Source organism: Rhodococcus sp. 05-2254-6, from assembly GCF_002258565.1.
GTDB lineage: Bacteria > Actinomycetota > Actinomycetes > Mycobacteriales > Mycobacteriaceae > Rhodococcoides.
On sequence record NZ_NOZF01000024.1, the window covers coordinates 1 to 12172 of the forward strand.

At 64.9% G+C, this 12172-nt stretch carries 13 protein-coding genes and 1 pseudogene; 10 read left to right on the forward strand and 4 right to left on the reverse strand.

Annotated elements, in window-relative coordinates; all coding sequences use genetic code 11:
* Nucleotides 1–232: pseudogene (locus tag CH256_RS03030) on the forward strand (SDR family oxidoreductase); the annotation flags it as partial.
* Here CH256_RS03030 and car read toward each other — a convergent pair.
* Complete coding sequence (gene car, locus CH256_RS03035) at nucleotides 217–3165, reverse strand: carboxylic acid reductase (protein WP_306438697.1); 2949 nt, start codon at nucleotides 3163–3165, stop codon at nucleotides 217–219. The pseudogene CH256_RS03030 and the gene car sit on opposite strands and share 16 nt — an antisense overlap.
* 313 nt (nucleotides 3166–3478) lie before the next feature.
* Here car and CH256_RS03040 point away from each other — a divergent pair, with 313 nt between their 5' ends.
* Nucleotides 3479–5275, forward strand: a complete 1797-nt coding sequence (locus CH256_RS03040; protein ID WP_068047440.1) for an acyl-CoA dehydrogenase — start codon at nucleotides 3479–3481, stop codon at nucleotides 5273–5275.
* A gap of 26 nt (nucleotides 5276–5301) precedes the next feature.
* Nucleotides 5302–6063 carry an SDR family NAD(P)-dependent oxidoreductase gene (locus tag CH256_RS03045; protein ID WP_068047438.1) on the forward strand — a complete coding sequence of 254 codons (762 nt, stop codon included), beginning with the start codon at nucleotides 5302–5304 and terminating at the stop codon, nucleotides 6061–6063.
* Nucleotides 6064–6066: 3 nt separating this feature from the next.
* On the opposite strand, the gene CH256_RS03050 is transcribed toward CH256_RS03045, so the two are convergent.
* The 3 genes from CH256_RS03050 to CH256_RS27925 form a co-directional block, all read right to left on the reverse strand.
* Complete coding sequence (locus CH256_RS03050; RefSeq protein ID WP_094668841.1) at nucleotides 6067–7329, reverse strand: cupin domain-containing protein; 1263 nt, start codon at nucleotides 7327–7329, stop codon at nucleotides 6067–6069.
* A complete protein-coding gene (locus CH256_RS03055) occupies nucleotides 7326–7583 on the reverse strand; it encodes a hypothetical protein (protein ID WP_032398144.1) in 258 nt (85 codons plus the stop codon). Before CH256_RS03055 ends, CH256_RS03050 begins: the two co-directional genes overlap by 4 nt.
* 103 nt (nucleotides 7584–7686) lie before the next feature.
* Nucleotides 7687–7845 carry a hypothetical protein gene (locus tag CH256_RS27925; RefSeq protein ID WP_179271979.1) on the reverse strand — a complete coding sequence of 53 codons (159 nt, stop codon included), beginning with the start codon at nucleotides 7843–7845 and terminating at the stop codon, nucleotides 7687–7689.
* Nucleotides 7846–7889: 44 nt separating this feature from the next.
* Between CH256_RS27925 and idi the strand changes: the two genes are divergently transcribed.
* From idi to CH256_RS03090, 7 genes are all read left to right on the forward strand, one after another.
* Complete coding sequence (gene idi, locus CH256_RS03060; protein ID WP_094668842.1) at nucleotides 7890–8498, forward strand: isopentenyl-diphosphate Delta-isomerase; 609 nt, start codon at nucleotides 7890–7892, stop codon at nucleotides 8496–8498.
* 27 nt (nucleotides 8499–8525) lie between these two features.
* On the forward strand, nucleotides 8526–9161 hold the full coding sequence (locus CH256_RS03065; protein WP_179271980.1) for an NUDIX hydrolase: 636 nt from the start codon (nucleotides 8526–8528) through the stop codon (nucleotides 9159–9161).
* Between the two features lie 61 nt (nucleotides 9162–9222).
* The gene (locus CH256_RS03070; RefSeq protein WP_068047429.1) at nucleotides 9223–9825 is read left to right on the forward strand and encodes a CDP-alcohol phosphatidyltransferase family protein; all 603 of its coding nucleotides are present in this window, start codon (nucleotides 9223–9225) and stop codon (nucleotides 9823–9825) included.
* A 35-nt stretch (nucleotides 9826–9860) separates the two neighbouring features.
* Nucleotides 9861–10730 (forward strand): DUF881 domain-containing protein, encoded by an 870-nt coding sequence (locus tag CH256_RS03075; protein ID WP_256989341.1) that lies wholly within the window; start codon nucleotides 9861–9863, stop codon nucleotides 10728–10730.
* Nucleotides 10727–11155 carry a small basic family protein gene (locus CH256_RS03080; protein ID WP_082898627.1) on the forward strand — a complete coding sequence of 143 codons (429 nt, stop codon included), beginning with the start codon at nucleotides 10727–10729 and terminating at the stop codon, nucleotides 11153–11155. The genes CH256_RS03075 and CH256_RS03080 overlap by 4 nt, the downstream gene beginning before the upstream one ends.
* A gap of 3 nt (nucleotides 11156–11158) precedes the next feature.
* The gene (locus CH256_RS03085; protein WP_068047424.1) at nucleotides 11159–11908 is read left to right on the forward strand and encodes a DUF881 domain-containing protein; all 750 of its coding nucleotides are present in this window, start codon (nucleotides 11159–11161) and stop codon (nucleotides 11906–11908) included.
* A gap of 41 nt (nucleotides 11909–11949) precedes the next feature.
* Nucleotides 11950–12172: glycine cleavage system protein H (locus CH256_RS03090; protein WP_373454769.1), on the forward strand; the 223-nt coding region annotated here is incomplete at its 3' end.

The window sequence follows — 12172 nt, forward strand, 5'->3', positions numbered from 1 at the left end:
TGTGGACGATTCCTACGCCAACGGCTACGGAAACTCCAAGTGGGCCGGTGAAGTGCTGTTGCGCAACGCGTTCGACGAGTTCGGCCTGCCGGTGTCGGTCTTTCGCTCGGACATGATCCTGGCGCACAGCAGATGGACCGGTCAGCTCAACGTGCCGGACGTGTTCACGCGTCTGATCCTCTCGGTCGTCGCAACCGGCCTGGCTCCTCACACGTTCTACGCCACCGACACCGGCAGGCCGAACTCGTCGAACGCGTTGCGCAACAGCACTTCACCGGCCCACTTGGAGTTTCCGTAGCCGTTGGCGTAGGAATCGTCCACAGCTCGCGACGGGCTGTCCACACGGATGTCGCCGTTCTCCCGGAAATTCTCGACGCCCGCTGCGACGGCCACCGTCGACAGGTAGGTCACCGGCTTGACGTGGTCGGTGAGCGCCAGCCGAATCACCTCGGCGGTGCCGACGACGTTGGGGCCGAAGAGGTGCTCGTACGGCAGTGCGTGGTTGACCAGCGCTGCAGGGTGCACGATGCGATCCACCCGTTGGGCCAGCGCCTCGAACGCGTCAGGGTCCACGCCGAACCGAGGTGTCCCGAGATCGCCTGCCACGACCTCGAGCGCAGCGTCGGCCAAGGTTCGATAGCGTTCCGACAGGTCTGCGTCGCCGCTGTCGAAGGCCGCATCGAGTCGAGCTCGCGCGTCGGTATCGGAGCGTCCGCGCACCAGACAGATCACCTTTCCGCCGACCTCGGCCATGCGCTCCAACCATTCCAGGCAGAGGAAGCGACCGAGGTATCCGTTGGCCCCGGTCAGCAGCACTGTGCTGGTCTGGTCCCGCGGGCCCGGGATGTGGTGCGCTGCGTCGAGGAGGGTGTCGTCCAGAAATGCCGACAGTCGCAGGTCGGACGCCTCGGCGATGGTTGCGCCGCGGCCGTGGATCGATTCGAAAGTGGCCGTGTCGGAATCGGTGTCGCGGGCCGAGGTGATGTACTCGGCCAGCGCTGCCAGGTCCATGGCGGGCCCAGTGATCACACCGACCGGAACATCGACGTCGTAGATCTCACGGAGCAGCGTCGAGAACGTCAACGCCGACAACGAATCTCCGCCCAGGTCGCTGAAGTGGGCATCGGGGCGAACATCGGACCCAGCGCATCCCAGCAGGGCTTGGGCGGCATCGCCGACCGTGGCCAGGACCGGGGCATCGGCACCACTGCGCCTGAGCTCGCGCAGCCGGTCGTTCTGACCCGATTCGAGTTCTGCGTAGCGACGCTCGAGTTCGTCTCGGTAACGTTCGGCGAGTTTGGGACGCAGTTGCTTGCCCGCACCGGACAGCAGTCCGTTCTCCTGTGTGAACGGCTCGTGTTCGATGATGACCTCACGCGGAATCTCGTACGAGTTCAGCGCTTCCGTGCGTGCGATCCGTTGCAGCGATTCGATGACCGAACCCGCGGTGGTATCCGGTTGGGCCGGAACGACGACCGCCAACAGATACGCCCGTTGGCCGTTGCCGTAGAGAAATATCTGATCGACCAGCTCACTGGTACCGAACAGGGATTCGAGGCGCGCCAGTGCGACGAACTCGCCCTGAGCCAGTTTCAGAACGTTCTTGCGTCGGTCGACGTAGGCGAGTCGGTCCGGCTCGATCTCGGCGACGACGTCACCGGTGCGATAGAAGCCCCCGGAGTCGAAGACGTCGGCCGTGACGTCCGGACGCTTGTAATAACCGGGAATGATGGACGCCGTCTTGAGCAGGAGCTCACCGCGCGGATGCGGTGTGTCGGTGGAGAAGTAACCGAGTTCGGGCACATCGTCGAGCTTGTATTCGATCACCGGTGGACGTTGCACGACGCCGTCGTGCAACACCATCCCGGCTTCGGTGGAGCCGTAGTTGTCGCGGACCTCGATATCGAGCAGCTCCGTGACGAAGTCCTTGACCTCGGGAGCAATCGGTGCGGTGCCGACCATCGCTGCCAGGACACGTCCACCGAATTGCTCGATCCTGTTGCGCTCCAAAATCTCTCGACGCGTCCTGTCGGCATCGCCACCTGCAGAGCGTTCGACCTCTCGGTCGATCTCGGCGAGGACGTTGTGCCGAATCATCTCGCACACCCGCGGGATCAACAGGGCCATCGTGGGCCGAGCGAGCGCGAAATCCTCGAACAGGGTGGACAGGTCGCTCGCCGCTGCGAAGTGGACGGTGCCGCCGGCCGCCAGCGTCGAGAAGACAAGACCACGCCCGGCCAGGTGACTCATCGGGAGATAGTCGACAGTGATGACAGGGAAAGCCGGCTGGTCCGTGGATTCGGAGGAAGCTCCGGTGTGGTGCCAGGCACCGGTCCAGGCTCCGCACACGATTCGTTCGGTGTGCATCGCTCCCTTGGGCGTTCCGGTGCTGCCGGAGGTGTAGATCAGCGTCGCGAGTCGGTCGGGATCCTCGTCGTCGGGGAGCGGGATTTCCGGCAGTTGCGCGCCGTCGCGAACCAGGTCGGTGAGCGGCCGGACGAAGACTCCCACCTGCTCGGCATCGACCAGCGCGGACTTCATGGTCCGTGCGTGTGCGTCTATCGCAGCGTCGTAGTCGAGGACGACGATTCGCCGAATGGACCGACAATGCGTGGCAACCTGGACCGCAACGGACAAGTTGTCGACATCTGCTGCGAGAACGACGGGTTCGACCTCGTCGGCGATGGCCGAGAGCTGGCCTGCAGTGGCACCGGCTTGCAACGGAACGGCAATCGCACCGAGTCGGATCGTGGCCAGTTCCGCGACGACATAGTCGGCGCTCGCGAATCCCAGGGTTGCGAAGAAGTCTCCTCGCGCGATACCGAATGCGTCGTGCGTCAGCGCCGAGGCCAGTGCGCCGGCATCGCTCCAGGCTCGGCCGTAGGTGATGGTGTCGAACCGGGGGAGAAGGTGAAACGTGTCGACGTCGTCGATCTTCATGATCTCTCGAGCTCGGCGGCCGAGGGCCGGCCGATCGGAGTAACGCGTCATGATCTCGGCAACCACTCGGGCCAGGTTGGGCGACAACTCCTGGGCGGCATCGGCCACGGCGCTGTCCGGTTCCGCGGCTCGAAACTCCCGGACGGTCTCGTGCAGCTCCTGGAACCGACTGCGTTGCCTGCTCTGTCGATCCTGTCGGCTGTCGACGTCCAGTGTGTGCGGCATGCTCGACTCCCTCCGACGAAGCCCGCCGATCGTTCGGGGACCTCGCGATTGTCGCTCAATATCGTTATCAAAGGTAAGTATATGCCGTCGGGCATCTCGCCAATCGTGACGCTCCTCATAGTCCGATAAGTCGTAAAAGTCTGGCTCACTGCACTTTTGGGGCCCGGATCGCGGACTCTCATGGGGGGTGGCAGCTCCCGTGGGTACTCGGTGAAAGCGGGAGATCGAGACTTGTATGGTGAAACCACAGTCATGTGCGTCACAGTGCTCGTCACCGTCGCGCACCTGTCACCCCTCGCGATCGGAGAAGTGAATGTCGGACGTCCTCTCGCGACGCGACCTGGATTTTCTGCTGTACGAATGGCTGGACGTGGCGGCACTGACAGCTCGACCGCGCTTCGCGGAGCACTCGAAGGAGACCTTCGACGCGGTCCTCGACCTCAGTGCGGACATCGCCCGCAAGCACTTCGCGCCGCACAACAAGAAGGCGGACGCGCAGGAGCCGACGATGAATGCGGACGGTTCGGTCGAGCTGATACCCGAAGTCAAGGAAGCGCTCGATGTCTATGCGTCCGCGGGTCTGATCGCCGGGCAGTTCGACGAGTCGATAGGCGGGATGCAACTGCCTGCGACCGTCTCTCGGGCAGCGATGGCGTTCTTCCAGGCCGCCAACGCCGGGACCTCCTCGTACCCGTTCCTCACCATGGCCAACGCCAACCTGATCGCGACGTACGGCACGCCGGATCAAGTCCGTGATTACGTCCGGCCGATGCTGGACGGGCGCTGGTTCGGAACCATGTGTCTGTCGGAACCGCAGGCCGGATCGTCACTGGCGGACATCACGACGAAGGCAGTGCCGCAGGACGACGGTAGCTTCCGCATCACCGGTACCAAGATGTGGATTTCGGGTGGAGATCACGAACTCACCGAGAACATCGTCCACCTGGTGCTCGCCAAGACCCCGGGAGGACCGCCAGGAGTCAAGGGAATCTCCCTGTTCATCGTTCCCAAATTCCTCCCGAACGGCGACGGCGGTACGGGCGAACGCAACGACATCGTGTTGACCGGACTCAATCACAAGATGGGCAACCGCGGTACCACCAATACCCTGCTGGCGTTCGGCGACGGAACCCACTCTCCCGGTGGGCAATCCGGAGCTGTCGGCTACCTCGTCGCCGAGGAGAACCGTGGTTTGTCGTACATGTTCCACATGATGAACGAGGCCCGTATCGGTGTCGGATTCCTGGCCATCGCGCTCGGGTACGTCGGTTACCTGAAGTCGGTCGAGTACGCGAAGACGCGTACTCAGGGACGACCGCTCGGTGCGAAAGATCCGGCAGCACCCCCTGTCGCGCTCATCGAACACGCCGACGTTCGTCGAATGTTGTTGGCGCAGAAGTCGTACGTCGAAGGCGCGCTGGCCCTCGGACTCTATTGTTCGCGTCTGGTCGACCATCAGGATTCGGCATCCGACGATGCCGAAGCAGCACGATCGACACTGTTGCTCGACGTACTGACGCCCATCGCCAAGAGCTGGCCGTCTCAGTGGTGCCTCGAAGCCAACAGCCTGGCCATTCAGGTGCACGGCGGCTACGGATACACCCGCGACTACGACGTCGAGCAGCACTACCGCGACAATCGCCTCAACCCGATTCACGAAGGCACACACGGTATTCAGGGATTGGATCTGCTCGGGCGCAAGGTGATCATGCAGGGCGGCGCGGGATTGGCTCTGCTGGCCGAACACATCGCGGAGACGGTGGCGCGGGCCGAATCAGCAGGCGGTGACGCTGCTCGGTACGCCGCCGAACTGCACGCACGCTTGGACAGAATCGTCGAGGTCACCGCGGCAGTGTGGGGTACCGGCGACGCCGCCGTGGCGCTGGCGAACTCCACGGCCTACCTCGAAGCGATGGGGCACACCGTCATCGCCTGGATGTGGCTCGAGCAGTTGCTGGCGGTCGGCACGAAGTCCGGAGACTTCTACGACGGAAAGCGTTCTGCAGCGAAATACTTCTACGTCTACGAATTGCCGAAGGTGGACGTTCAGCTCGATCTGTTGGCGAGACTGGACCGCACCACCCTCGATATGTCACCCGCTTGGTTCTGAGTCGAAAACAAGGAGATTCATCGAACATGTCGATCTTGGACAAATTTCGCCTGGACGGACGCGTCGTCATCGTCACCGGTGCCTCCTCCGGACTGGGCGTGGCATTCGCCAAGGCAGCCGCCGAGGCGGGAGCTGACGTGGTGCTCGCCGCACGACGAGTGGACAAGTTGGCGCAGACCGCAGAGTTGATCGACAGCGTCGGAGGGCGTTCGATCACGGTCGCCACCGACGTGGTCGACCCGGACCAGTGCACCGCGATGGTCGAGGCCGCGGTGAAGGAGTTCGGAAAGGTCGACATTCTCATCAACAATGCCGGGGTAGGCACGGCCTACCCCGCAACCCGTGAGACACCCGAGCAGTTCCGCTCGGTGATCGACATCAACTTGAACGGGTCGTACTGGGCAGCGCAGGCCTGCGGACGGGTGATGGCGCCCGGCAGTTCGATCGTGAACATCTCCAGCATTCTGGGGCTGACCACCGCAGGCCTTCCGCAGGCGGCCTACAGCGCGAGCAAGGCAGCGATCATCGGCCTCACCCGCGATCTGGCGCAGCAGTGGGGCGCGCGAAAAGGCATCAGAGTCAACGCTATTGCGCCAGGTTTCTTCCAGAGCGAGATGACGGACTCGTACCAGCCGGGATACCTCGACTCGATGGCTCCGCGAATGATTCTCGGACGCAAGGGCGATGCCGAAGAACTGGCTGCAACCGCGATCTGGCTCGCCTCGGACGCCGGGGGATACGTGACGGGTCAGACCATCGCGGTCGACGGTGGAATCACCATCACCTGACGGCTATCGTTCGGCCGGCACGGCGATGCCCTCGCGGATCAGTCTGCGCGCAACCACCAACGCGTCGTCGGTGTCGAGTCCGGGCAGGGCATCGAGGCGGCACGGTGCGCCCTGGTTCAGCAGGTCGAGAGCGTCTGCGCACTGGGGCGGCATCGTCACGGTCTTGGCGCGCACGACCACGGACACTGCGTGGGCCGATCGCACGACACGCGCGAACACGCCGGGCCGTAGTCGGATCGAATCCTCGCCCCGCAACGATCCCATTGCAGCGACGCTTGCCAGTGGGCGCACCGGTTCCGGTCGGACGAGCTCGTCGTGACGATCAGCGACGCGTTCGGCCAGTCGACGTATCGCGTCGGGGTCTCGGTCGATCTCGTCGAGCGCGGCGCGCATGGCGTCCACGACTCGGTGTACATGCGCAGCGATGGACTCCGGGTCGGAGTGGTCGAGGCCGGCGGGAAGGGGAGCGCGCAGACTCTCGACGTCGCCCAGCGACTTCAGCACGTGGTGGGCGAGGTCGTAGTCGTTGTACGACGCCACGCCGATGGTCAGGTGCACGGTTGTGTCACCGAGCGCTTGCGCCGAGTGGATCCACCCGCGCGGCAGGTAGAGCACATCGCCGGGCTCGAGGACAACGTCCAGTTCGGGAGTGTTCGATGCGTGGTCTTCGACGGCCGACCGTCGGTCCGACCACGGTTGATTGTTCAGCGGATGCACGTGCACCGGGGAGTGAATGCTCCACCGCTTGGTGCCCGCGATCTGCACGACGAACACATCGTGTACGTCGTAGTGCGGTGAAAAGCCTTGCGATGCAGCCGGTGTCACATACGAGTTCACCTGCACGGGGTGGCCCAGCTCGCGAACGAGATCACCGACGAAACGAATCAGCGGCGGCCACAGCCGATGCAGGCCCTGAAGTACCAGCGTGTTTCCGGCCGCGAAGGCTGCCAGCACCGCTGCGGAGTCGACCTGGTCCGTTACCTCGGCACCGAACCCGCCGGACGACGTGAACTGCGACTTGTCCAGCAATCGACCGTCTTTGGCCATCCGCACGAAGGGAGTGCGTACTCCGCGTTCGGAGATCAGCTCGTCGACCGCGTCGAGTGTCATCAGATCGTCGAACGAGTCCGACAGCTCGGCGGATCGGGTCAGTTTGGGAGCTGTACCCCAGAACCGGTCCGCGAACGTCCTGAAGTCGGTACCGGTGAGACGACGAAGCGCGGACCGATGATCCGATCCGCGCTCGCCGCTCGACTCAGTGCTCAAGCGGTACCGTCCGCACCGCCGTCGTGTCCGTTGGGGTTCGATCCACCGTCGGCCGGGCCCTCGCCCGCTCCGGCGGGGCCGTCTGCTCCGCCGTCGTGACCGTCGGGGTTGGATCCGCCGTCGGCGGGTCCTTCACCGGCTCCGGCGGGGCCGTCTGCTCCGCCGTCATGGCCACCGGGGTTCGATCCGCCGTCGGCGGGTCCTTCGCCTGCGGCTCCGCCCGTGGTGGTGATGTCGTCGTCGTTGATGCTCATCGAGGTCCTTCCGGTCGTGGAGGTTCGTGTGCCCGCGCAGCGCGAGAACGTCGGAGGTATTGACGCAAACTCCGTTTCTCAAACAGCGGTGGTGTGGCGAATCTCAGACAGAGTCGTCGGCGATCTCGGGCGCGTTCTCCCGCGTCGCCATTCCGCCTCCGCCGCCGCCGTCCACGGGTCCTGGTCGGCCGCCCTTCGGCGTGTCCGATGCCTTCTCGGCGTCTGTCGGGTTCTCGTTGTCGGTGTTCTCGTCACGTCCCATGGTTCGACAGTAGACCGCCGCGCAGGCCGTGGGACGATGGAACGATGGATCGATCCCGAGCGCAGCACGTGGTGCTGCTGGACGACGAAGGCCGCGCCGTCGGCACGCACGACAAGACCACCGTCCACACGCTGGACACGCAACTGCACCTGGCATTTTCCAGCTACGTGGTGAGATCGGACGGCGCAGTTCTTCTCACACGCAGAGCGTCGAGCAAGACGACGTGGCCAGGGGTGCTGACCAACACGTGCTGTGGCCACCCGGCACCCGGTGAGAAACTCGACGACGCCGTACTGCGCCGAATCGGCGAAGAATTGGGCCTGCATGCGGAATCCGCCGAGTTGGTACTGCCGCACTTCCGGTACCGGGCCGTCATGGACAACGGAATCGTGGAGAACGAGATATGCCCGGTGTACCGCGTGAGAGTCGACGAGCACGCGACACTCGATCCCGATCCGGACGAGGTGGAGGAGACTCGATGGGTGTCGTGGCGTGAGTTCTCCGCGGGGGTGCGGGGCGGCACCATCGACGTATCACCCTGGTGCCGAACGCAGGTGGAACAGTTGACCGCTCTGGCCGACGAGCCACTCGGCTGGCCGGCATCGCCGGACGAGATGCTTCCCCCTGCTGCCCGTCCTGCCGACACCCGCTGATCCTGCCCGGCCTCTAGGGTTCGTGCTGTGACCGTCGACAATTCCGACAGGCCGAACGAGGACCTGCTCGATCGTGCCTCCGTCGCGCGCGAACTCGCCCGCTTCTCCCACCGCACCGCCGAAACGGACGGACTCCGCGCCGCCGCCGTTGCCGTTGCGGTCGGTGGACCGCCGGGGGACAGGCGCATGCTGCTGACGAGGAGGCCGGATCGGTTGCGCGCACATCCGGGCCAATACGCGTTGCCCGGCGGAGGTGTGGACCCGGGCGAGTCTCGGATGCAGGCCTGTCTGCGGGAATTGGCCGAGGAGTTGGGAATTCGTGCCGACGAGACCGACGTGCTCGGTAGGTTGGACGACTACGTCACCCGATCCGGATACGTCATCACTCCGTTCGTGGTGTGGGTCGGCGACTACTCGTCCACGTTGCTGCCCAGCGAGGACGAGGTGGCCGAAGTGTTCGAGGTGACAGTCGACGAACTCGACGTCGACGCCCAATTCGTGTCGATACCCGAATCGACGCGTCCGGTCATTCGGTGGCCGTACCGAACGGGTGCCATCCATGCTCCGACCGGCGCGATCGTCCATCAGTTCCGTGAAGTGGCACTGCATGGTCGACACACCCGAGTCGCGGACTTCGAGCAGCCGGTGTTCGCGTGGCGCTAACGTGGCCGCAAGCCCGAGCGGTCAGGCCGCGACGAGCAGCACGAGAAGGAGGTGATCGCCGATGACGAACGACCGTGAGCTCGAGGTATCGGATCGCATCGCGACCGTTCCCAACCTTCTCAGCGCAATCCGGCTGTTGGGTGTTCCGCTGTTTCTCTACCTCATGCTCGGCCCCGAGGCCGACGGGTGGGCGCTGGTGCTCCTGCTGGTCAGCGGTGGAACCGATTGGCTCGACGGCAAACTGGCTCGCATGCTCGGTCAGGCATCGAAGCTGGGTGCAGTTCTCGATCCGTTGGTCGATCGGCTCTACGTGGTCAGCACCCTGGTGGCGTTCGTGCTGCGCGGCATCATTCCGTGGTGGGTTGCCGCGATACTCATCGGTCGCGATGCCGTACTCGGATTGACGATGTTCGTCTATCGCCGCAGATCCCTCCCGCCTCCGGACGTCATCTATCTCGGTAAGGCCGCGACCTTCGTGGTGATGATCGCGCTGCCGGTCCTCCTGGTCTCTGCCGGCAGCAATTCGGTGGCCGATGCCGCAGGACCGCTCGGATACGCGTTGCTGATCTGGGGCACCGCGTTGTACATCTGGACCGGTCTGCTGTACCTCGGCAAGGCGATCGCTGTCGCCAGGGCAGTCGATCCGACAGTGGCCGGCACCTGACGGTGGAGCCTGCGGAACGACCGGGACGGTCAGGAGTGGAGCCTGCGGAACGACCGGAAAAGCAGGTCAAGAGGAATCCCGTTCCGTCGTTGCTGACGTCCTTGTTGACCGACCATCTGGACCCGGGGTACGGCGCGGCGGCTGCCGAACGTACGGCGCAGCACACCCGCAAGCCGCGAGTACCTGCGGCGCTCTGGTTGTTGGCCGGTGCCGTCGTCATCGGGGTGATTTTCGGTATCGCGTTCTCGCAGCTGGCTTCCGGCAGTGCCGATGTGGACCGTGCGGGCTCCGATGCGTCGGCTGCTGTGCGCGCCGCGCAGGATCGCAGCGCCGAATTGGAAGCGACACAACAGGCACTGGTCGAGCAGGTGTCCTCGGAGCGTGACAGAGCTCTGCAGTCCGATGTCACGGGAAGTGCCCTGCTGGACCGGTTGAGTGCTGTCGAATCCGCCGCCGGCATCGATTCGGTGACCGGCCCTGGGCTCTCTGTCGTCGTCACCGAGCCGGTGGCCGAGGACGCCGCGTCGGATCGGTCGATTCGTGGAGGTTCGGGCGCAGCCGTGCTGGATCGAGACATCGCTGCAATAGTCAATTCGTTGTGGGCGAGCGGGGCCGAGGCGGTGTCGGTGGACGGTATTCGCGTCGGACCCAACGTGACCATCCGGCAGGCAGGCGGGGCAATGCTGCTGGACAATCGCCCGATCGACTCGCCCTACGCCATCGAGGCGATAGGGCCGCCCCAACGCATCCAGGTCCAGTTCGTCGTCAGCGACGCCTATCTGCGAATGAGTACGGTGGCGCAGTTGTACGACGTCGGATTCACGGTACGCCCGGCAACCGATCTCGAACTCGGTCCCGCCGCTGTGAGAGAGTCGTTCGTGGCAGAGGAGGTAGGCCGACGATGACGGAGCACGATCCACCGAGTGCCCACCCGGCGGAGTCCGACGTGCACGAACCGTCCGATTCGCCGATCACCCCCACCCACGGGGTCTACGCTGTTGCCGCGATCGCCGCACTGATCGTCGGCGTCGTCATCGGGACGGTTGCAGGCCCGCAGGTTCCCGCCGTGGTTGCTCCCTATCTGCCGATTGCCGTCGTCGCGGCGATCGACGCGGTGTTCGGCGGTGTACGGGCTTTCCTCGACGGCATCTTCGACGCCAAGGTGTTCGTGATCTCGTTCGTCTTCAACGTCCTCGTCGCGGCTCTGATCGTGTGGCTCGGCGATCAGCTCGGAGTGGGAACTCAGCTGTCCACGGCAATCGTCGTCGTCCTCGGCATCCGCATCTTCGGCAACGCCGCCGCCCTGCGCAGGCGTCTGTTCGGTGCCTAGATCATGACGGCAGGCGGCGGTCGGCACGGATGGCGCGCGCGACGTACTGGTGCAGAGGGACGAAGGCGCGGAGCGGCATTCGGTGTTCTCGCGCTCGCGCTGTTGTGCGTCCTGGGAATCGGCCTGGCCACGCAGGTACGAGAGACGAGCACCGCTGATGGCCTGGAGAACTCTCGGCCCGAGGACCTGCTGGTCGTGCTGGACACCCTGACCCGACGCGAGGCGTCGATCCGGGACGAGATCAGCACCCTGCAGGCCACTCTGGCGACGCTGCGTCAGTCCGGATCGGGATCGGAGGCGGCGGTGGCGGAAGCGCAGGAACGATTGTCCGCGTTGTCGATTCAAGTCGGCACCGTCGCGGCACAGGGGCCGGGGGTGACACTGGTGATCGAGGACCCGAACTCGGGCGTGGGATCGGAGGTGCTGCTCGACGCCATGCAGGAGTTGCGCGCAGCAGGTGCCGAAGCGCTCCAGCTCGAGGGCGGCGGAAATCCCGTGCGCATCGGCGTCGATTCGTGGATCGCCGGTTCCGCGGGTCGGATCGTGGTCGACGGTAGAGAACTGCGTGCCCCGTACACCTTCACTGCCATCGGGGATTCGCCGACTCTCGCGTCGGCACTGAACATTCCCGGCGGGGTCGTCGACACGGTGACTCGCAACGGTGCGACGTCGAACATCGCGCAGTCGGACCAGGTCACGGTGTCCGCCTTGCGGGATCCGCGCCCGCGTCAATACGCTCAGCCCGGTAACTGACCGCCCGCTCGCCCCGGGCCACGATCGAAGGGAATGCCGCGTTGAGCGACATCGACACACCAGCTGATCTGTACTACACCCCCGAGCACGAGTGGGTGCAGCGGACGGGGCCTGCAACGGTGCGAATCGGTATCACCGATTTCGCGCAGGCGCAGTTGGGCGACGTGGTGTTCGTTCAGCTTCCCTCGATCGGCGACACCGTGACCGCGGGCGCGTCTCTCGGCGAGGTCGAATCCACCAAGAGCGTGTCCGACGTGTTCAGCC